Source organism: Pseudoalteromonas sp. APC 3250, from assembly GCF_030407915.1.
Lineage (GTDB): Bacteria > Pseudomonadota > Gammaproteobacteria > Enterobacterales > Alteromonadaceae > Pseudoalteromonas > Pseudoalteromonas tetraodonis.
Window position 1 is genome coordinate 513,133 of the sequence record NZ_JASDCM010000001.1, and the last position, 21,089, is coordinate 534,221.

General features: G+C 40.0%; 17 protein-coding genes. 6 read left to right on the forward strand and 11 right to left on the reverse strand.

The window, feature by feature from the left end; translation table 11 throughout:
* Positions 1–125: 125 nt before the first annotated feature.
* Complete coding sequence (locus QL986_RS02315) at positions 126–1,160, reverse strand: isoaspartyl peptidase/L-asparaginase (protein ID WP_013465240.1); 1,035 nt, start codon at positions 1,158–1,160, stop codon at positions 126–128.
* Between the two features lie 124 nt (positions 1,161–1,284).
* A complete protein-coding gene (locus tag QL986_RS02320) occupies positions 1,285–1,989 on the reverse strand; it encodes a SapC family protein (protein ID WP_013465241.1) in 705 nt (234 codons plus the stop codon).
* A 305-nt stretch (positions 1,990–2,294) separates the two neighbouring features.
* Between QL986_RS02320 and QL986_RS02325 the strand changes: the two genes are divergently transcribed.
* A complete protein-coding gene (locus tag QL986_RS02325) occupies positions 2,295–3,005 on the forward strand; it encodes a DUF6445 family protein (RefSeq protein ID WP_024601129.1) in 711 nt (236 codons plus the stop codon).
* 3 nt (positions 3,006–3,008) lie between these two features.
* Here QL986_RS02325 and QL986_RS02330 read toward each other — a convergent pair whose 3' ends face one another.
* From QL986_RS02330 to QL986_RS02365, 8 genes are all read right to left on the reverse strand, one after another.
* Positions 3,009–4,544, reverse strand: a complete 1,536-nt coding sequence (locus QL986_RS02330) for a tryptophan halogenase family protein (protein ID WP_290191083.1) — start codon at positions 4,542–4,544, stop codon at positions 3,009–3,011.
* Between the two features lie 76 nt (positions 4,545–4,620).
* The gene (locus tag QL986_RS02335; protein WP_024601127.1) at positions 4,621–7,239 is read right to left on the reverse strand and encodes a TonB-dependent receptor; all 2,619 of its coding nucleotides are present in this window, start codon (positions 7,237–7,239) and stop codon (positions 4,621–4,623) included.
* A 579-nt stretch (positions 7,240–7,818) separates the two neighbouring features.
* On the reverse strand, positions 7,819–8,529 hold the full coding sequence (gene pgl / locus QL986_RS02340) for a 6-phosphogluconolactonase (protein ID WP_013465246.1): 711 nt from the start codon (positions 8,527–8,529) through the stop codon (positions 7,819–7,821).
* A gap of 3 nt (positions 8,530–8,532) precedes the next feature.
* Positions 8,533–10,005, reverse strand: coding sequence for a glucose-6-phosphate dehydrogenase (gene zwf, locus QL986_RS02345; protein ID WP_013465247.1), 1,473 nt, complete (start codon positions 10,003–10,005; stop codon positions 8,533–8,535).
* Positions 10,006–10,239: 234 nt separating this feature from the next.
* Positions 10,240–11,886, reverse strand: a complete 1,647-nt coding sequence (gene pgi, locus QL986_RS02350; protein WP_028835030.1) for a glucose-6-phosphate isomerase — start codon at positions 11,884–11,886, stop codon at positions 10,240–10,242.
* 319 nt (positions 11,887–12,205) lie between these two features.
* Complete coding sequence (locus tag QL986_RS02355; protein WP_290191084.1) at positions 12,206–14,461, reverse strand: aminotransferase class V-fold PLP-dependent enzyme; 2,256 nt, start codon at positions 14,459–14,461, stop codon at positions 12,206–12,208.
* Between the two features lie 107 nt (positions 14,462–14,568).
* Positions 14,569–15,645, reverse strand: coding sequence for an AI-2E family transporter (locus QL986_RS02360; protein WP_016900418.1), 1,077 nt, complete (start codon positions 15,643–15,645; stop codon positions 14,569–14,571).
* On the reverse strand, positions 15,638–15,856 hold the full coding sequence (locus QL986_RS02365; RefSeq protein WP_013465251.1) for a hypothetical protein: 219 nt from the start codon (positions 15,854–15,856) through the stop codon (positions 15,638–15,640). The genes QL986_RS02360 and QL986_RS02365 overlap by 8 nt, the downstream gene beginning before the upstream one ends.
* A gap of 143 nt (positions 15,857–15,999) precedes the next feature.
* On the opposite strand from QL986_RS02365, the gene QL986_RS02370 reads away from it, so the two are divergent.
* Genes QL986_RS02370 through QL986_RS02390 form a run of 5 tightly spaced genes read left to right on the forward strand, consistent with a single transcriptional unit; the run spans position 16,000 to position 19,525 of the window.
* A complete protein-coding gene (locus tag QL986_RS02370) occupies positions 16,000–16,650 on the forward strand; it encodes a hypothetical protein (RefSeq protein WP_024601124.1) in 651 nt (216 codons plus the stop codon).
* A 12-nt stretch (positions 16,651–16,662) separates the two neighbouring features.
* A complete protein-coding gene (locus tag QL986_RS02375) occupies positions 16,663–18,120 on the forward strand; it encodes a M48 family metalloprotease (protein WP_013465253.1) in 1,458 nt (485 codons plus the stop codon).
* A 54-nt stretch (positions 18,121–18,174) separates the two neighbouring features.
* Positions 18,175–18,522 carry an arsenate reductase (glutaredoxin) gene (gene arsC, locus QL986_RS02380; RefSeq protein WP_024601122.1) on the forward strand — a complete coding sequence of 116 codons (348 nt, stop codon included), beginning with the start codon at positions 18,175–18,177 and terminating at the stop codon, positions 18,520–18,522.
* The gene (gene wrbA / locus QL986_RS02385) at positions 18,522–19,076 is read left to right on the forward strand and encodes an NAD(P)H:quinone oxidoreductase (protein ID WP_290191085.1); all 555 of its coding nucleotides are present in this window, start codon (positions 18,522–18,524) and stop codon (positions 19,074–19,076) included. Before arsC ends, wrbA begins: the two co-directional genes overlap by 1 nt.
* Entirely contained in the window at positions 19,073–19,525 is a 453-nt protein-coding gene (locus QL986_RS02390; RefSeq protein ID WP_013465256.1) for a DUF2069 domain-containing protein, read from the forward strand. The genes wrbA and QL986_RS02390 overlap by 4 nt, the downstream gene beginning before the upstream one ends.
* Positions 19,526–19,588: 63 nt before the next feature.
* Here QL986_RS02390 and QL986_RS02395 read toward each other — a convergent pair whose 3' ends face one another.
* Positions 19,589–20,926 (reverse strand): ankyrin repeat domain-containing protein, encoded by a 1,338-nt coding sequence (locus QL986_RS02395; RefSeq protein ID WP_290191086.1) that lies wholly within the window; start codon positions 20,924–20,926, stop codon positions 19,589–19,591.
* Positions 20,927–21,089: the final 163 nt, after the last annotated feature.

Sequence of the window (21,089 nt, forward strand, 5' to 3'; positions counted from 1 at the left end):
CATACCTTATAAAAATTAGTCAAAGAGCCCCGATTGTAGCAAATTAAATGGCTGGGGTTAATCCTGTAAAGGACATAACAATCAGCGGATTATTATATAAACCTCCAGCCACTAAAGAAAAACGCTTATTCATCGCTAAAAATACCTACATAAGTCGCTTGCGTATTCGATTTACTCGCACGGTACATGCCTGTGGTGTTAAACGGCAGGCTAATATTGCCTTTTGTATCAACAATAATAACACCGCCTGTGCCGCCAATCGGTTTAAGCACCCCATTTATTACTTCATCCCCGGCTTGAGCAATGGTTTTACCTTGATATTTTACTCGTGCGCAAATATCGCTTGCCACATTATAACGAATAAAATATTCGCCATGGCCGGTTGCCGATACTGCACACGAGGCGTTTTCTGCAAAGGTACCCGCGCCAATAACTGGTGCATCACCAATACGGCCAAAACGTTTTGCGGTCATTCCGCCAGTTGACGTACCCGCGGCTAAATTACCTTGTTTATCCAGTGCAACCGCACCCACAGTCCCCATTTTATAATTAGCGGGTAACGCCTTGTGCGCTGCTTGATAATCTTTATTGGTGCTTTTGCTCGCCTCTAGTTTTTCCTTTGCTTTTAATAAAGCTTCATAGCGATGCTTTGTATCAAATATATTATTCTCTACTAAGCTAACGCCTTGCTCTTTAGCAAACTCTTCTGCACCTTGGCCACTTAACATCACATGCACTGATTTTTCCATCACTAAACGGGCAAGTTTAATTGGACTTTCTATGTGCTTAATGCCCGAAACCGCTCCAGCTTGGCGGTTACGACCATCCATAATAGAAGCATCTAACTCATGGCTACCATCATAGGTGTATACCGCGCCACGTCCGGCGTTAAAATAAGGCGATTGCTCTAACACTTCAATGGCTGCTGTGACTGCATCAAGGCTTTCTCCGCCTTGTTCAAGTACCTTATACCCAGTCTCAACAGCTTGAGCTAATTTATCGCGGTAAGCTTGCTCTTGAGCAGGTGTAAATTTACTTTTTTCGATTGTGCCTGCCCCGCCATGAATCGCAATGGCAAACGGCGTGCTCGCACTCAATGCAGATGAGCTCACACTCATTAAACTACCGCAAAGCAGTCCTAGTAATAGTGATTTTTTCATTGTGCGTTCTTTTGTTAGTTAAGATTAAAACTAATGTGAATGGTTACGTGGGGTTTTTCAAGTGAACTGAGTTTAATGGTATAAAAAAAGCGCCCTGAGGCGCTTTTTAAATTCTGTTTAAAAATTACGCTTGTTGCGCTTTTAAACGTGCTAAACGTGCTACTTGGTGAGTAGACGTTAAGAAAGAATAGATAGGTGCTAAATAACCGCGTTTACGAAGCTCTAGAAAGTCTGCATCGCTTAGCTCATTTAGTTTTTTCTCATCGATAAGGTAAATACCGTTGATGTCTTTTTTCTCGCCTTTAATATCAACCGTTAGCGTTTGTGCTACTAGTAATTCTTTATCAGCAAGGAATTTAGTGAACGCATCAGTGACTTGTGAAAACTCAATGAACGATACTAACGCTTCTTTACGACGCTTAAGGTAATCAGTTTCTTCACCGTTTTCGAATAATGCATTACCCTCTTCTTCACCAACTAATGAGCTCGCTTCGTCAATTACAATACCAAATTGATCTTGCTCAGGGTGCTTTACTAAACCTAATGGGTAACGCGTTGTTGCCATAGGTGCAAATGCTGCTGTCCATTTGTCGCCATCAACAAATAAGTTTTCGCCAGGCTCTAAGCCAAACATAGCAACCGCTTGAAAAGTACCTGTTTCGTTATTTTTAACAAAAGACATTGGAAACTCATTGGCGATACGCGCAAACTCGTGTGCTACAACTGGCACTAAGTGTTGAGTTTTCATAAATTCGATATTGATGCCATTTTTAATTTTAGTGTTGGCATGTTTTTCGTTGTGTAAAGGCTGTACTTGTTGCTCCGCCATGTTACTGCTCCGTTATTTTATAAATTTGATTTTTTACTGTTAGTGCCCTAAGGCTAAAGGTTTTGGCAACAAAAAGGAAGTGAAAATTTTGTGGCAGTTTGTAGGATATTAATTAACAAAAAATTATCGTTGATTATTTAGACAAATATATAAAAAACGTTACTTTTGCCAACGTTCACTGGTCTATTAGCCATTAAATACACTTGCTGATAGCTTTGACAGCGTTGTCAGAGGTGATATATTAATTTTACAGCGAGGTAAGATGTTTACACTTAAATATTCTCATCAAAAATTAGACCTTAAAAATGAAAAATTTAACCATAAATCCACAGTTAAAAATTGAAAAGTTGATGATCCCTGGCACACAGGTATACGCTTACGTTGTTGATGATTTTCTTTTAGATACAAGCAGTGTAATGAATTTTGCCCATAACATAGCTTACTTTAATCCTATGTTCTCAGATAATTCCTTTTATCCGGGGATCCGCGATAATATGCCACAACCGTACTTGAGGTTGCTGCACGCATTTTTTCAAAATGAAATACTGCCTAAAATAGAAAACAAAAACTACCACGAGTCTATTCTTCATAAAAGTTTGCTTTCATTAGTTTCATGTAAACCGGCTAATTTAATTGTCGATCAAAAAGTGCCCCATATCGATTCATGTGATGAAAGAGACTATGCGTTTGTGCATTATTTATCTGGTGAGGAACTCGGTGGCACCAGTATTTATAAATACATACCGCAAAACATTATTGAATTTAAAGAGCAACACAAACCACTATTGGCAGATATAGTTAACGATGTTAAAAATAACCCTGATGAACATCAAGGCTATTTAGCAGGTACCACTAGCTTATTTGAGCAGGTGTTTAAAATAGATGCTAAATTTAATCGCCTAGTTATTTACCAAGGTAACTTATTACACAGTGCAAATATTTACTCTGAGCAAAGCTGCTTAGCCGATGCTAAAAAAGGCCGTCTGTCGATAGCCTCTTTTGCAAGTGTAAGATAAGGGTTAGATTGACTGAAGCCCATACTGTTTAATTTTATTTAAAAGCGCTCTGTGATCAGGGAGCTTATTTATTAAATAGTGATCAATCTCAGCTCTTTGTTTTAAACGCGCTAAACAGTGTGCCTGTTCTTTACCGGGGCTGTTAGACGCCTTAGTATTGTAATTCATTCCATAAAGTACAAATAAGAAGTTCTCTAGATAAAACACTTCAAACTGACTAAAAAAATCATCTCTGACTGGGGTAAACTCTTTCCACAAATTAAGTTTTTCTTTTAATGACGAGGAAATAGTGTCTTGGTTTTTATTTGCTATCCAAAAAGCTGAATCAGTGCGGTCTGATATACAGTAGTGAAGTTTAATAAAATCAATCACCCGCTCCCATGCATACCCCATAGCATGATTAAAACGCTCTTCTAATTGCTCTAGCTGCGTTGTTGATGATGGGAAGCGCAACGTTAAAAATTTAGCTGAAAAGTCAGTTAATAATATTGACGTTGCCTCTAATGGTTCTAAAAACCCTTGCGCTAAGCCAAGGGCAACACAATTTTTATGCCAAAACTTTTTCCGGTAACCGACCCGCATTGGTATTTTTCTGTAGGTAAGATCTTGCTTACTGTCACCTAAATAACGGTCAAGTTTTTCATGTGCCTGTTCATCCGTCATATGGTTATCTGAATAAACAAAACCGACTCCACGCCTATTGGTGAGCGCTATATCCCAAATCCAGCCAGCTTGATGAGCGGTGGCAAGTGTATAAGGAGGAATAGCATCATCGGCTTTGGTTGGTACTTGTACCACTAATGCGCTGTTAATTAATAAACTCTCAGATACATCAACAAAAGGAATCTTTAACGCTTTTCTCATAAGTAAAGATTCAAAGCCTGAGCAGTCAATATAAAAGTCAAACTCAAGCTCTTCATTGTTATCTGTAATAAGTGCAGCAATAGCGCCGTCATCGCCAAGCTTTACCTGTGTAACATGGGTGTGTATATGCTCTACAGAAAATTTTTCTTTTGCATTACAAGCGAGTAGTTGTGCAAACTTGCCTGCATTAAAATGATACGCGTAAGCCAACTCCCCTTCATATTGAGCATTAGTAATATTTTTAGGTGCTAAGCCTGCCTCACAAATAACATGCTGAGAAGATAAGCCCTGCGCATAACTTTGACTTTCCTCTTTGTTATTTAACCAATAAGAAGTTAAATGCTTGGCATCATAAGGGCTTGGCACATCAAATAAATGATGAAAAAAGTTGCCTTCGCCATGTTTTTTCTTATCCATCCAGTTAATAAACTTTATAGACTGCTTGAACGTTGCATCACATTGCCTAATAAATTCATCTTCACGAATACCAAAGCTTTTTAGGGTATTCCTAATATCGGGGACTGTGCCTTCACCGACACCAATTGGCGGTATATCTGGGGACTCTATTAAAGTAACAGATATACCTTTACGATTGAGCATCTCTTTGCCAATGTGGTTTGCAGCTAACCACCCTGCTGTTCCACCACCTACAATTGCAACTTTTTTTATATCCATAAATCACCAATAAAGTTTAACCTCGTAAAAAAGCCCAGCAATGCTGGGCCTAGGTTATTTTTACTCATTTAGCGTATTAAAAACGCATTGTTACACCAAGCTTGTAACGTGCTTCACCTTCAAAACTCCACACAGGGAAGTCATTCAGTAAATCAGGGTTTGGTAATGAGGTAGATGCATCATTGTTACCCAGCTGAACGCTGTCTTCCTCTGTTAAGTTAATCCCTTCGAAAGTGACATCTAAGTAATCAGTTACAGAGTATGTTGCACTGAAATCTAGCTGTCCGTAGTCTTGATGTTCGCGGTTACCGTACCAACCTGGTGCTTCACGAATAATAAACTCTGAACGCCAGTTATATGCTAAACGAGCAGAAAAATCATCATTTTCATAAAAACCAACTACGTTATAGCTGTTTTTCGATGAATCAGAGAATACCCCAACACGGTCTGGGTAGTTTTCTGCTGGTGCTTTCGCATCTGAATAGGTGTAGTTAAATGAATAACCAAAGCCGTTATCGAATGAATCTTGAATTTGGAACTCAATACCTTCAATTGAACCACCCGTACCATTTGTCGATGAGCTTACTGTCCAACAGTCATATTGCTGAGCACCACACGGTGGCTCGCCGGCATCTGGGTTAGTCGTATAAACTGGGATGTCGATACCAATTTGTTGATTGGTTTGTTGTTGGGTAGAAATAAATGAGCTTACTTCTTTAGTGAAGTATGTGACGCTTAACATAGCATCGTCATCAAAATACCATTCAACACCAATGTCTGCTTGGAACGCTTTAAATGGACTTAAACCTACATTACCCGTATTTAACACTTCATTTAAAGGACGGTTATCTGTATAACCTGCTAGATTACGCGTTGCAAATAAGTCTGCGTAATTAGGGCGAGAGATAACTTGCGCTGCTGAAGTACGTAAGATTAAGTCGTCAGCTAAATCCATAACCACGTTTAAGCTTGGTAAGAACTCACTGTAATCGGCTTTGTCTGTAGATAACGTCGAGTCGTAAACACCTTCATCACTTAAATCATAGTAATCTGACGAAATATCAGTTGATATATAACGAACACCTAAATTACCGCGAATACCACCGGTGTCAAAATCAGCCATCGCATATAAAGCAAAGTTTTCTTCTTCTATGGTGCCGTATGCTTGTGGACGTGCTGTATAACCTTCTGTCATTGCTAATGAATCAGCAATCATTAGATCCATATCGGGTTCAGGTATTACAAAACCACCACCGGCAGTCACGGTACCTGGGTAGTATTCATTAGCATTACGTACAGGTACTAAATCGGCATTCACATTGGCTGCATTACCATCTTGTACAACTTTGTGATCGGCATATCTTAAGCCCGTTTTAATTGCGGTAATAACACCAAGCTCAACAGGAATTTCAAAGTCTAAATTTAAGTAACTTTCTTCATCTGAATCAGGGTTGTATTCAGGCGCCCAAGTTTGTGGGCTGATGGTATCAGGTAAAATGCTAGCATCGTATGATTGGTTAGCTAAATTAAATCTAGTCACGTCGCCAGTCATATCAATAGACCCATTTAAGTCGCTATTGTTATTTGCAAACATACCATAGTTTGCCGTTGTTACATCACTGTCTGCGCTTGTTTTACCTACACGACCTTTAAAGGTGAATAACTCTGAGTCATATTTCCAATCTAAGTCAACAGTATCAGACTTCATGCTTGCTTTACGCGCCCATGTTTGGAAAAAAGCCGTGCCATTGCCGTCGATATTACGCGAAACACAGTTACCTGAGGCGTTCGTTTGTTCACATGAACCATCACCTGGGAATATAATGATTTGCGAGTTAGCATTGTTAGCATCTAGCTCTAAACTTGTATAAGTTAGACCTAAAACTAGCGAATCTGATGGCTGATATTGCATAGCTACGTTATACGCAGTACGCTCACGAGCTTGCTGGAAGGTTGTGGGTGCCATACCGCCACTCCAACCACCTGACGATTCAATACCGTTACGTTGATAATCTACTTCTGATAATGAACCCGCAGCTAAGATACCAAATGTTTCACCATCATTTTTCCAGCTGTACAAGCCTGAAAGCTCAGGATCTGTCTCCTCAGATACTGTACCGTAATCAGCTTTAACACTAGCAAATACAGTGTTTGCATCTAAATCTAGCGGTTTACGAGTTTTAACAATTACAGTACCGCCGATACCACCTTCAACTAGATTAGCTTGAGATGATTTATAAACTTCTAAGCCACCTACTAATTCAGAAGGTAGTAATGAATAATTAAAGCTACGATCGACCGCTTGTTGATCGAACCAGCTAGTTGAGGCAACAGTATGACCGTCAAGTAATGTGCGTGTTAATTGTGCTGATGCACCACGGATAGATACTTGCTGACCCTGTCCAAATTGACGAGATACACTGACACCAGAAATACGACCAAGAGATTCACCTACATCGCCATCAGGAAACTTACCAACGTCTTCAGCTGTTACAACATCAACAACGGCATTTGAAAAACGCTTGCCGTTTAAGTTTTCTTTATTTGAAGCGCGAATACCCGTAACTTGGATTACTTCAACATCTTCTTGAACTTTAGTTTCATCGGCTGCGAATGCAGCACCAGTGAACCCGGCTCCCATTACTAAGCCGATATTTACTGCTAATAAGCTTTTTTTAAAATTTTTAGCTAACACAGGATTCCCCTTGAATCATTTTGTTGGTTTTTGTTTATCATTTTGCCTACCGCCATGACAGCGCTGTCATAGTAGTAACAAACCATACATGCAAAATTACAATTTTGCTACATTTTTCCGCTCTTTTTGTATGAAAAATAGCTAATTCAACATTAAGCAAATGATTTTAAAGAAATTAATTATTGCATGAAAAAGCCGAATTAAATTTGTTTAATTCGTTCACATTTCCAGCATGTACTTGAAGCATTTTTAAATTGATTTTGTTTAAAACAACGTGGTGAGTAGGAATTTTCAAACCGTAAAACATGCTTGTGAGTTAGTGTTTAATAAATTTAACCATTTGATTTTTTAGCTATAAGTAAAATTTATTCAGGATTTACAATCGGTGTAAAAGCCTATTTTATACTGCTAATTGTGGAGGCAATACTCAGCATTTCATCTTTATCTCTGCGCGGCTTTGTTTAATTCAGCAAAGAGTAAAACAGATCAGCAATAAAAAAGGTCAGTAGCAAAAGCGACTGACCTTTCATTAAACCATCAATACAAAGAGGTTTAGCGCACATCTAATTTATATTAAAATTAGGGCGCCCAATACACTTCAATGTTGATCTCTGGGTGATTTAATACCGCACGTAACGGCATGTCATTCACATCGCCCCCCGCTAAAGCTTGTTTATAAACAGCCAGCTTTTCATCGCCACTAATTAACAATTTAACCACTTTAGATTGTGCAATCGCATTTAACGTTAAGCTCATGCGCTCAGTAATACTGCCTGTTACGTCACTTTGTATCGCGTTGATAGCGCACACAAGTTGGCTTGAATCTAGGCCGTTTTTCAGGCCTTGTGCATGTGGGAATAATGACGCGGTGTGGCCATCTGGGCCCATGCCTAAAATAGTCACATCAAAAGGACGTTTTAATGCTTGAAACTGCGCTTCACAGGCATCAACCCCTTGCTCTGCAGTGGCTGCCGTATTTTTCATGCTAATAAAATTAGCCGCTGCACCATGGTTTTGTAACAAAGTACGCTTGATGAATGCTTCATTACTCTTTTCATGACTTGCCTCAACCCAGCGCTCATCAACCATAGCAACATCAATGTTTGCCCAATTTAAATCAAGGGTCGATAAATGTTTATAAGCCGGTTCTGGCGATGAACCGCCTGAAACCATTAATACTGCACGGCCATCACGTTCAATGCCATCACGTAAAGCATGCTCTAACGACTGAGATAATTCATCAGTCAGCGCAGCTTTATCGTCAAAAAACTTTTCTACTATTGTTGCCATCACTTATGCCTTATCGCCAGTATTAAACCAAACATGATTATTCTCTGCTAATAATTCATCTGCATCTTCAGGGCCCCAACTACCGGCTCTATACAGTGCTGGTTTACCTTTTTCTTGCCAACGTTCAATTATTGGATCAATCCACTTCCATGCTTGGCGTACTTCATCACGATGAATAAATAATGATGGATTATTCGCTGCAGCATCAAGCATTAAACGTTTGTAAGCATCTGAGTGAAAGCCATTACTATATGCTTGCGACAGCTCAATGTTCATCGTTACAGGTTCAAGTTGCATGTCTAAATTATCTAAACGCTTCGACATCAGCGTTAATTGAATACTTTCTTGTGGTTGTAAACGGATCACCAAACGGTTTGGCTCGATATTACCTACGCTGTCCTCATACACGTTATGAGATACTTTTTTATATTCAACCACAATTTCAGCGCAGCGCTTTGCCATACGTTTACCGGTACGCAGGTAAAAAGGCACACCTGCCCAACGCCAATTATCAATGTGCGCACGAATAGCCACGAAGGTTTCAGTTTTACTTGCCCCTTCGTTTAGCTCTTCTAAGTAACCTGGGACTATTTTACCGTTTAAATCACCCGGTACGTATTGCCCACGAATAATATTGTCATCAACATCGCTGCCCTCTAATGGGCGTAATGCTTCTAATACTTTTAACTTTTCATTGCGAATACTATTGGCTTTAAGTTTATGCGGTGACTCCATTGCGACTAAGCAAAGTAGCTGTAACAAGTGGTTTTGCACCATGTCACGCAAAGCACCGGCTTTATCATAAAAACCAGCGCGGCTCTCAAGCCCTACCGTTTCTGATAAGCTAATTTGGATATTATCAATCGATTTAGCATCCCACATGTTTTCAAATAATGAATTTGAAAAACGCAATGCCATTAAGTTTTGAACGGTTTCTTTGCCTAGGTAGTGGTCAATACGGAAGATTTGATCTTCGTCGAAGTACTGTGCAATTTTCGCATTAATAACTTCTGCAGACTCGCCACAATAACCAATTGGTTTTTCTACAACAACACGTGAATTGGCTGTTATTAATTTTTTAGTGGATAGAATTTCACAACAAGTGCCATACACAGCTGGCGGAAGAGATAAGTAAAACACACGAGATTTATCGCTGTCGTCTTCATCAAGAATTTTTTTCAGTACATCCCAGTTATCATCCGCTTCGGTAACATTACTCACTACAGGCACTAAAAACGCTGAGAACGATTTCCAATCCTTAGCGTTATACTCGCCTTCGCTTAAAAATTCTTGTAATGCTTTGTGTGCGGTATCAATGTATTCATCACATTTACTTTGTTCGCGCACGGTAGGCAAAATACGTGAGCCTTGCGGTAAGTTACCTTCTTGATATGCTCGATACATTGCAGGAAGTAATTTGCGTAACGCAAGATCACCACCGCCCCCAAAAATTATAATATCAAAAGGATTAAGCATAGTTACTCTCTACGTTTATGCTACCTGCCACTACCGTATTGGTAATCAGTTATAGCGGTTTATTATCTGGATATGCAGGCCTTAGCACAAAGCCTACTAATGTTGTTCGTTATATGCGCCATAAAAAATGGGTCTAGGGACACTGTAATTCCTCTCACAAAAATACAGGCCCTAGGACTCCAGCGCTACCCGTTCAAAGGTATTTGGTTACTTATTGTGTAATAAGTGAATGTGTTACTGCGTACGGTGTTGTTTGTAGTACGCCATCAAGCCCTGTGTTGAGCTGTCGTGCTCATTAACCACGTTATCGTCGGTTAATTCAGCTTCAATTTTAGAGGCTAAACCTTTACCAAGCTCAACGCCCCACTGATCAAACGAACATATTTGTAAAAGAATACCGTGGCAAAAAATCTTATGTTCATACAGTGCAATTAAACGACCCACCGCTTTTGCATCAACCGTGTCTAATAATATAGACGTTGTTGGGCGGTTTCCTTGATGAATTTTATGCTTTAGTAGCATTTCAATTTGCGCAGGCGTCTTGCCTTTGGCTGCTAAATCAGCGGTTATCTGCTGCGCATCTACCCCGTTCATTAATGCTTCGGTTTGTGCAAAAAAGTTCGATAATAAAATATTGTGATGCTTATCAACGTTAACCTGTGGTTTTACAGAGCCAATAAAGTCCGCAGGGACAATTACATTGCCTTGGTGCAAACATTGATAAAACGCATGCTGGCCATTTATTCCCGTCATGCCCCAAATAATAGGCACGGTAGTGTAAGGTACGGTTTGCCCATCAAAAGTGACGTGCTTACCGTTACTTTCCATTTCACCCTGTTGTAAATACGCAGGCAACATATGCAATGCTTGGTCGTAAGGTAAAATAGCTTGCGAATCAAACCCTAAAAAGCTGGTATTCCATACACTCAACAGCGCCATAATTAAAGGAATATTCTGCTCAAGCGGTGCCGACTTAAAGTGCTCGTCAACTTCAAACGCCCCTTCTAAAATAGCTTCAAATGCTTCAAAGCCGGCATAAAGTGCAATAGGTAAACCAATCGCACTCCAAAGTGAAAAACGACCGCCAACCCAATCCCACATGGTAAATACGTTTTCGTCACTAATACCAAATGCCGCGGTTTTTTCTAAATTGGTGCTTACTGCCACAAAATGCTTTGCTATGGCGCTTTTATCTTTGGCGCTATTTAAAAACCAATCAACCGCTGTTTTTGAGTTGGTCATGGTTTCTGAGGTAGTAAAGGTTTTTGACGAAATAACAAATAACGTTGTTTCAGGGTCAACTTTATTCAATACCGACGCGATTTGTACGCCATCAGCATTAGAAACATAATGAACGTTTAACGGCTTATCAACCACTGCTTTAAGTGCTTCAGTTGCCGTTTGAGGGCCTAGGTTTGAACCCCCTACACCAATACTCACTACATCTTTCACCGCTTTACCGGTGTAACCTAACCACTGTCCACTGCGTACTTTTTCAACAAAGGTTTTAATTTTAGCAAGTTCGCTATCGACCGCCTCAGTAATATTTTCACCGTCAACAATAAGCGGTGTATGGGCGCGATTTCTAAGTGCGGTATGCAATACGGCACGGTCTTCGGTGATATTTATTTTCTCACCGGCAAACATTTTTTCACGCCACGCTTCAATATCACACTCTTTAGCTAATGAGATTAATTGAGCGAAAACTTTCTCATCAATACGTTGTTTTGAATAATCAAACAATACACCGGGAATGTGAGTAGAAAATTGAGAAAAACGAGAATCGTCTTGTGCAAATAAAGTTTTCAGATGTGTTTGTGCCATCTTTTGTGCACTATTTTCTAGTGCTTGCCAACTTACTAACTCAGAACGGCTCGCCATGTAAACATCCCCTAATTTATTAATCTATTGATTTAAAGCGCTTTATTTAATTTCTTACGACGCAAAACAACCGAATTTTGTAAAAAGCAAAGCCCAATATTATAGCTTAAAAAGTCTAATTTGCGTTATTTTTATAAGCTTCGATGCAGATAATAGCGCAATTTTTTGCTTTTGACACCGGTATCATAAAATTAAAAATTGAATTTAACAACTGATCAGCCCTTCTCTTTAATGAAGATTTTATTAATTTCTAACTGATCCAAATTAAAGCGAGCAAAAAAAAGGCCGACAAATGTCGGCCTTTCCTCTAAATAAACAATTAACCGGTTAACGCTAAACCACCCGATAAGTTATAAACACTGCTGTAACCAAGCTCAGTCAAATTTGCTGCCGCAATTTTTGAACGGTTACCACTGCGACACACTAAAATATACTGGTTGTTTTTGTCCAATTGGCCTTGCGTAAGTGCATGAGCCATTCGACTTAAAGGAATATTTAAGGTTTTAGCTATGGGTACGTTTAGCAATGCGCTTAAATTATTAGCGCCGTGTTCATAAGGTTCTCGGGTATCAATTAAATACGCATTGCCCTCTACCAGTATTTCTTTTGCTTGGTTAAAACTTAATTGCGAAGTTTCTACAGCAGGCTTAGCATTAACATAACCACAGAGCGTGTTGGCTTGTGTGTGTTGTTGTAAATCTGCTTGCTGTTTTTGTGCGGCAAATTCAGCGTCATCAATATCACCTTTAATTAGCTTTTGTAACAATGGCGTTTGCTGCTGTTGAACAGCCCAGTTCATTGCAAAGCACTGTTGGTAATCATGCCCTGAACACACCACACTTTGCGGATTAAGCTCTGCTGCTAACATCGTCAAGGAATGCGCCATTTTCATTGCATCCCCGCCATCAAGCGCGGTATTTCCAAGCCCTGCAGGTAAAATTAAATCACCGCAAAAGCAATACTGAACATCTCCATTATTCGCTTTTAATAAATAACTCACGCTATCTTGGCTATGCCCGGGTGTGGCTAGCTTTTCGAGTACGTGAGTGGTTAATTGCAATGTGTCGCTATTCGTTGGCCAGCCTAATTTATCAACCTCTCCAGCGACTAGGTTTTCGTTAAGTGCGCTGCGCATTAAATCAAGTGCGCAGTGACGTTCTTGATGCTCGTGCGTGTTTAAAATAGCGGTAATAGTTAAATTTTGCGTAGTTACTATTTTTTCAAAGCGAGGGATCAATTCAATAATCGGATCGATAATAAATGCATGTTGATCATCTGTTACATACAACCAACTACATGCACCTTGGTGTCTAAATTGGGTAAGCCCCAAAGCACATACTTCTTGTAAAGGAAAACTGCTATCAGAAATCACTAAACAGTTAGCTTGTAATACCGTTTTAAGCGCTCTAATTTGTTCACATGCATGATCTATTTGCGCCATCGTAGCAGCAGGGCCAAATGACAAACGAATAGCGTTTTCACTTTGCCACTGTGAGGCTCCCATCGCATCAAGCACAAAGCTCTGCGTAGCTCCCGTGCTGCATGCAGAACCACCGCTGACCCTAATACCTGCAGCGTCAAATAAATCAATAACTTCTTTACTAGTTAAATCGTTAACCGCAAAATTAAGCGTTGTGGGCACTGAGCAAGCAAAGTCATGATTAAAGGTAATACTTCCAAAAGTATCAACTAAGGCGCTATGCAGTTTATCCCGATACAAGTTAAGTACATCTATTGATTTAAAAGTCTCGTCTTGTTTATCTAGCAGCAAACTAAACAGCTTATTGAGCCCAGCTATACCAGGCAGGTTTTCTGTACCAGAGCGCATGCCACTTTCTTGGCCGCCACCGGCTATAAAGGGCGTGTATGGGCTGCCTTGACGAATATACAATAAACCTATGCCTTTAGGTGCATAAAGTTTATGCCCTGAAAAAGGCGCATAATCAATCGTTGTTTCACTTAGGTTGAGCTGTTGTTTGCCAAGCGCTTGTACACAATCAACCATCCAAGTGACTTGGCTATTACGACTACGAATCACCTTTTCTATGGCGCTTAGATCTTGGTAAACACCGGTTTCATTATTAACGGCCATCGTGCAAATCATCAAAGCGTTATCAATATGCTGAGCAATAAAGTCTAAATCTAAAATACCATCACGATTAACCGGAATAGCAATAATGTCAGCGTTAATCTCAAGCACTGTATTCCAATGCTTTAGCGTATTAGGCACCGCTTTATGTTCGGTTGCCCCATACAATAAAACGGGATTTGGCTTTGTATGGTGTTTTGCATTAATGAGCGTCGATACGATGGCGGTTTGAATCCCCTCAGTGGCACCGGAGGTGAATAAAATATCACCTTGCTGCGCGCCAATGACGGTACGGGCTTTTTGCCTAGTTTGTTCTAATAAGTGCTTGGCTTGAATGCCGGTTATATGAGGACTTGAGGGATTACCAAAACAAATTTGCATAGCATGGCACACCACCTCTGCAATACATGGCAATACAGGTGTGGTCGCATTTGCATCGAGATAAACTTGAGCTTTGGGTTCATCTGGCAATAAAAACTCTGACATTAAAAACGCACCTTATTACTAAAAAATATATCTTATTCCCAATAGTACATAGTTTTGACAGGAATGAATAATAATCTTTAGTAATTAAAGTGCGTTTACTATACCTTTTAGTTACCGAGCTCTTGCGCGAGTTCTTCGTGTTTGGATGACCAGGCATTAATAAGTGCTTTGACTAATGATGCTAATGGAATGGCAAAAAACACTCCCCAAAAACCCCATAGCCCACCAAAAAATAGCACCGCAACAATAATAAATACCGGATTTAAATCAACCGCTTCAGAGAACAATAAAGGCACCAATACGTTGCCATCGAGCGCTTGAATAATGCCGTATATAATTAAAACGGTCCAAAATTGAGTTTCTAAACCAAACTGAAACAGCGCTACTGCGGCCACTGGTATAGTTACTAACGCTGCGCCCACAAATGGAATAAGCACCGAAAAGCCTACGAGAACGCCTAAAAGCGCGGCGTACCGTAAGTCCAGTATGGTAAAAGCAATAAACGACACAGAACCAACAATTAAAATTTCAAATACTTTGCCACGAATATAATTCATGATTTGCTGATTCATTTCATGCCACACTTGTAAAATTAAGCGGCGTTGGCGTGGGATCATTTTAGCAATGCTGGCACTGAGCTCTACTTTATCTTTGAGCATAAAAAACACCAGTAGCGGTACCAAAATAAGGTAAATTAACCATGCTACAGCGTCTTTTAATGAATTAAGCGACGCAGATAATACCACTTGGCCAAAGTCGAGTACTTTGGTTTCAACGGTTACTACAATTGACTGTACTTGCTCTGCGCTGATAAGGCTGGGGTATTTATCAGGCAGATCGAGTAAAAACGATTTACCTTGTTCGACCATATGCGGTGTTTCTTGGACTAGGTTACTGCTTTGCTGCCAAAGCACAGGGCCTATAACCAATATTAAAGTGAGCATAATGCCAATAAATATCAGCATTACTATGCTGGTGGCAGTAAAACGCTTAAGGCCAAACCGTTCTAAGTGAACCACAGGCCAATCTAATAAATAAGCTATGATCAGTGCCACTAACACAGGCACAATTAATGGGCCAAAAAAATACAACATGGCAACCAGTGCCAACAATAAAAAAAGTAAAGTGACTGAATCAGGATCAGAAAACTTTTTTTCATACCATGCTTTTACATATTCAAACACGTAACGGCTCCACTAATAACAACCCCTGTTGTTTATTTAACTTGTAATAATACGCTTTTTTTTGCAAATATCGTTCAATATCATCAGTGTTTTGTTCTTGTGAGATATTAAAGGTAATTGCTTGTTTTAACGATATTGCATCACGCAGCCCTAATTTAAACTGAATAAATTGCTGTGGGCATTTATAAGCGCGTAAATTTAGCTCTAGCATACTCGTTTCGCTACCTATTCACATTAATAATAAGTCCTATAACAGGGCCAATTGAGATTAACCGCAGTTAAATTTAACTTTTTCTTAAAACAACCTCTGCAATGGTTTATCCTTATAACATCGTTAGCTATCAGGATACGTTAATGCCTAATTCGCATAATAAAGCGCAATTGCCTAGCAATCCAACTCTCAAAGAAATTAATTGGTTTAAAAAGCAAATTAATTGGGGGGAGCTGCCGCATTTTTATCATTTAGTGGCTTCATCGGTGAGTGAATGTGAAAGTATTTTAGATCACGGATTTGATAATGCCATCAAGCGTATTATCGACAAACGCAATTGGAATTTAGAAGCGCTGGGAATAGACCCCAACGAGCTTTATGAAAAAGAAAGCAATAACAAACCACGAATTTCACTGCATCAAGTGTTTACCGAGCGTGGTTATGAATTACAAGCCTTCCCTTTTTCTAATGATACCGCCATCGATAGGTACGCACGACATGATGAGACAATGGAGTTTAGATTATGGGATCCATTGACGATGAAAACCGTTATTCGCATTAATCAGTTACATAAATTCATTGGCTTTTACTTAGACCAAGGCGATGAGGCAGATAAAGCGCTTATATTACATTCTCACAAAGTGGTTCATAAAATTATTGCTTTTTTACAAACTCAATTGAACATTGTTAAGGTTGATGGGGTCACAATAAAGGCGTTTTATCAACTATGTGAAAAGGACAGCCGTTTATACACAGATGATCCTTCAAGTGCTAGTGCCCCTGATAAAAAATAAACAAGGAATATAATGCAGCTAAAATCAGCCTTTATCACTTTATGCAGTGCAGCGCTTACATTTAGCCTACTGATAAGTGAGCCGTTAAAGGCACAAACCAATCTTCAACTGCCCGACTTAGGCACTTCAGCCTTACAAGCATTGCCAATTGAAAAAGAAAAAGCGATTGGTGAAGTGATGATGATGCAGATCAGAGGCTCATCGCCTTTGATTAACGATCCGGTGCTTGATGAATACCTAACAACCTTAGGTAGAAAGTTAGTTGCTAACGCCAATGATGTGCGTTTTGGGTTTTCATTCTTTTGGTTAAATAATCCCGAAATCAATGCATTTGCATTTTATGGCGGCCATGTTGGTGTACACACCGGATTAATAGCCCAAGCCGATAACGAGAGTCAATTTGCATCGGTTCTTGGCCATGAAATTGCACACGTCACCCAGCGCCACTTAGCAAGGCGCATTCAGCAGCAACAAGATAATAGCGGGCTTACCATTGCCGGCATGATTGCTGGTATTTTAGCGGCGGTTGTAGCCCCTGATGCCGGTATGGCTATTATTTCAGCCAGCCAAACACAATCAGCTTTCAGTCAGCTGACACATAGCCGTTCTGCCGAACAAGAAGCAGACAGAATGGGCATGCAAACCCTCAACAACGCAGGGTTTGATGCCAGAGCATCAAGTGAATTTTTAACTAAACTGGCTGCGCAAATTCGTTATAAATATAAACCACCGGCGTTTTTACTCACTCACCCTCTTCCTGAAAGTCGTGTGTCAGATGTTCGCCTTCGCGCCGAGCAATACCCAAAACGCCAGGTAAGCTCGAGCCTTGATTTTGACTTAGCAAAAAGCCGAGTCCTGGCGCGTTACGATAACAAACCCGAAAACGCAGAAGCCTTATTTAGAAAGTTAATGCGCGAAAACACCTATAACAACGTAGCATTACAATACGGTTTAGCTATTAGTTTGCTTGATCAAAAAAAGACGGATGAAGCACAGCCTATACTTGATAAGTTACTAGCAGACGATCCTAAAAACTTATTTTATATTGATACCAAAACAGATTTACTCATTGCACAAAAAAAAGCCGCAGAGGCTGTTAGTTACTTAAGCGAGTTAAATAATTATCGGCCAAATAACCAAGTGATCACCTTAAATTACGCCAACGCGGCATTAGAGGCTGAACAATATGAGTTAGCTGAAAATATATTAAAGTCGTTTTTACTGGAAAAACCCGATCACAGTTTAGGCAAACAGCTTTTAACTGACGCCTACAAAAAACAAGAAAAATTGGCGGCCTACCATGAAGCCAATGCCGATGTATTATCTCAGTATGGTGCGTATTTAAAAGCGGCCGACGAAATACAAAAAGCGCTTAATTTTGTAGAGCCAAGTGAAAATGTTAAGCAACAGCGCTTAAAAGCGCTACTCACACAGTATCGGTTATTGCAAAAAGAGCTTGCGAGGCTTTAAGTCTTTAGTGAGTTCACCTAAAATAGCCACAATTTATACTTTGGATGTATTTTTATGTCAGTTACTATTTATCATAATCCGCGTTGTTCAAAATCACGCGAAACCCTTAACCTATTACAAAGTAAAAACATTGAACCGAGTGTTGTTGAATACTTAAAAACCCCCCTTTCTCATGAGCAAATTAGTACCTTAGTTTCTCAACTGGGGTTTAATTCGGCACGAGATTTAATGCGCACCAAAGAAGAGCAGTACAAAGCACTTAATTTAAAAGATGAAAACAGCGAGTCAGTGCTTATTGATGCCATGGTCAATCACCCAAAACTAATTGAGCGCCCTATTGTAGTAAATAACAATAAAGCCGCCCTAGGTCGCCCGCCTGAAAACGTATTAAGCGTTCTATAATGAGCACAACCATCGTGGTGCTGTATCACTCAAGCCATGGCTCAGTAGAGGCTATGGCGCATGAGATTGTAGAGTCAATAGAGCAACAAGGCGCAACCGCATTACTGCGTACTTTTGTGGCCAAAAACCCGCATGACATTGTGATCAGTAAAGATGATTTAGTTACCTGCGACGGGCTTGCATTTGGTACGCCGACCCGCTTTGGCATGATGGCCTCACAAGCAAAAACGTTTTGGGAAACCACCAGCGATCTTTGGCTCAAAGGCCAACTTATTGATAAACCTGCCTGTGTGTTTTCATCATCAAGCAGTATGCATGGTGGCAATGAAGCGACCCTACTCAATTTATCATTGCCTTTGTTACACCATGGGATGATGTTGATGGGCGTACCTTACGATGTACCTGAGTTGCTCGGCACCGAAACAGGAGGAACACCTTATGGCGCCTCTCACGTTGCAGGTAGCAATAACAGCTCAACCCTGAGCAAAGATGAAATTAAAATATGTCAAAGCGTAGGAAAACGCCTGACTCAAGTTGCGAGTAAACTTAAATGATTCAAGCAAGCGAGCCTGCTAAAAAACCGATTACCATTAAATTTCAGCGCCTAGCCTTATTTGGTTATATTGGTTTGCTTATTTTAATGCCGTTATGGATGTTTGTATTAGCCCCTAGAGACGGTCACAGTAACACCTTTCTTTTCTTAGTGTATGTATTGCCACTATTACTGCCATTAAAAGGCATATTACAAGATAAAACCTACACCTATGCGTGGGCTAATTTTATTGTTATGTTTTACTTTATTCATGGCTTTACATTGCTGTGGGTCGCACAAGATGAGCTTATATGGGTATTGCTTGAGTTATTATTTGCCTCATCCATGTTTATTGGCTGTACTTATTATGCGCGCCATAGAGGGCAAGAACTTGGGCTTAAAATTCGAAAGCTTAAAGATGAGCTCGCTGAAGAAAAAGCCGCACACGAGCACGATAAAAACAACCCGTAATAAATACCCAACAATGCAAAAACGCGCTAATTAGCGCGTTTTTTTGTAGCAAAACATTAACTTTTAAACTAACTCGCTTAAAGCTGCCAGCCCCACAATACAGGCTAAACCTAATTGTGCAACAAGACTAAAAACCGACATCATTCGTATTAAAAACAATCCCCATGGGTGTTTTACATGCGGATACAATGAGCAACGCTTTAAGTTCGTTGCAAAGAAAAAACACACCACCGCCGTCATGGTCATAAAAAGAGTAAGCTCACTTTTTATAGTGATGTTTTCATCAAAAAAGAAGAATAACTGTAGCGGTAATAATAAAGCCACAACCGCATGTAGCACATGCACCTTTTTAATTCGCTCTAGCTGCCCTTCTGGCGATAACTCTTTAATACCAAAGTCACGCTCAAGGCACTTAACTAAGTTGCTGGCTTTTATACTAACCGCTAATCGGTAACAACTTAACCCCTCGTTATTTCGCGCTCTAAAGTCATATCCTGCTTTGAGCAGTAAAATCATTAACGATTCGTTTTTACTTATCACCGCGTAATGCAGCGCCGTATTACCTTGGCCGTCTACCGCTTTTTTATCTTGGTACTGCAGGAGTGTTTCTACTACATTTACGTAGCCTTTTTCTGCCGCCCACATAAATGCTGTTTTATCATCTGTATCGGTTAAGGTGCCCGTGGCGCCTTGCTCAATAAAGCGCATTGCCATGGTTTGCTTAGCTTTTTTCTTGTTTAAATGAGCAAGTAAGGCATTTTCTAAAAGCACAATAGAGTCAACATCAGGAGACACCTGAGTTAACAAAGTAAAGTAATCTTTGCCAGCAGCCACTTTTTCGCTGGTCAGCTCTGCTAAGTGGTCAATATCAGCAATCGACTGGGGAATATGCGCACTTAAACGCTCTCTAAAATCGACCTCTTTCCAAATAGCTAATGTATCTTCAGCTGAGAGCTTTGCACCTTGCTCTAGCGCATGCTCTATCAGAGTAAAAAAGCGTTTACTAAAAAATAAGCTAATTAAAGAAAGTGGCGTTTCAATGTTATTTTGCGCCGACACACTTGCATACTTTTCAAGTCGCTGACACAGCATTAGCACAATATTTTCTATGCTGTAATCATTGGCAAAATAATGCTCTTTTAGTGCAGCAATATACTCTTGTGCGTTTTCATCATATTCAGAAATATGCTGAAAATAACACTCTTCAAATGGCTCTAAGGGGGTTAACCAGGTTAAATAATAAATTGGGGGTAAAACAGTGGTGCATACACCATTATCTTCTTCAGTAGAGCGACAGGCGGGCCAAGCTTCTAAAGCATCTAAAATGAAGGCACCGTTTTGTTCAACCAGCCCTTTGACCAGTAACGGGTATTCCTTTGGCCAAATTAGTACATTTTCCATTAAAACAACACAACTCCAGTGTAGCTCGGGTGAGTAGTCAGTTATAACAGTATTTAGCTGACACCACGCTTAATCAAAGAAGCCAATATTCTACCACAGCTAGTTAGCCAAGCTAGCGTAAACTCATGCAATATAGGCCAAAATACAAAAGCAGCTAACGACA

Excerpts from the sequence above, each read along its gene's own strand:
- QL986_RS02315 (WP_013465240.1), bottom strand. The coding sequence starts at position 1,160 with ATGAAAAAATCACTATTACTAGGACTGCTTTGCGGTAGTTTAATGAGT.
- QL986_RS02320 (WP_013465241.1), bottom strand. The coding sequence starts at position 1,989 with ATGGCGGAGCAACAAGTACAGCCTTTACACAACGAAAAACATGCCAAC.
- QL986_RS02325 (WP_024601129.1), top strand. The coding sequence starts at position 2,295 with ATGAAAAATTTAACCATAAATCCACAGTTAAAAATTGAAAAGTTGATG.
- QL986_RS02330 (WP_290191083.1), bottom strand. The coding sequence starts at position 4,544 with ATGGATATAAAAAAAGTTGCAATTGTAGGTGGTGGAACAGCAGGGTGG.
- pgl (WP_013465246.1), bottom strand. The coding sequence starts at position 8,529 with ATGGCAACAATAGTAGAAAAGTTTTTTGACGATAAAGCTGCGCTGACT.
- zwf (WP_013465247.1), bottom strand. The coding sequence starts at position 10,005 with ATGCTTAATCCTTTTGATATTATAATTTTTGGGGGCGGTGGTGATCTT.
- pgi (WP_028835030.1), bottom strand. The coding sequence starts at position 11,886 with ATGGCGAGCCGTTCTGAGTTAGTAAGTTGGCAAGCACTAGAAAATAGT.
- QL986_RS02355 (WP_290191084.1), bottom strand. The coding sequence starts at position 14,461 with ATGTCAGAGTTTTTATTGCCAGATGAACCCAAAGCTCAAGTTTATCTC.
- QL986_RS02365 (WP_013465251.1), bottom strand. The coding sequence starts at position 15,856 with ATGCTAGAGCTAAATTTACGCGCTTATAAATGCCCACAGCAATTTATT.
- QL986_RS02370 (WP_024601124.1), top strand. The coding sequence starts at position 16,000 with ATGCCTAATTCGCATAATAAAGCGCAATTGCCTAGCAATCCAACTCTC.
- QL986_RS02375 (WP_013465253.1), top strand. The coding sequence starts at position 16,663 with ATGCAGCTAAAATCAGCCTTTATCACTTTATGCAGTGCAGCGCTTACA.
- arsC (WP_024601122.1), top strand. The coding sequence starts at position 18,175 with ATGTCAGTTACTATTTATCATAATCCGCGTTGTTCAAAATCACGCGAA.
- wrbA (WP_290191085.1), top strand. The coding sequence starts at position 18,522 with ATGAGCACAACCATCGTGGTGCTGTATCACTCAAGCCATGGCTCAGTA.
- QL986_RS02390 (WP_013465256.1), top strand. The coding sequence starts at position 19,073 with ATGATTCAAGCAAGCGAGCCTGCTAAAAAACCGATTACCATTAAATTT.
- QL986_RS02395 (WP_290191086.1), bottom strand. The coding sequence starts at position 20,926 with ATGGAAAATGTACTAATTTGGCCAAAGGAATACCCGTTACTGGTCAAA.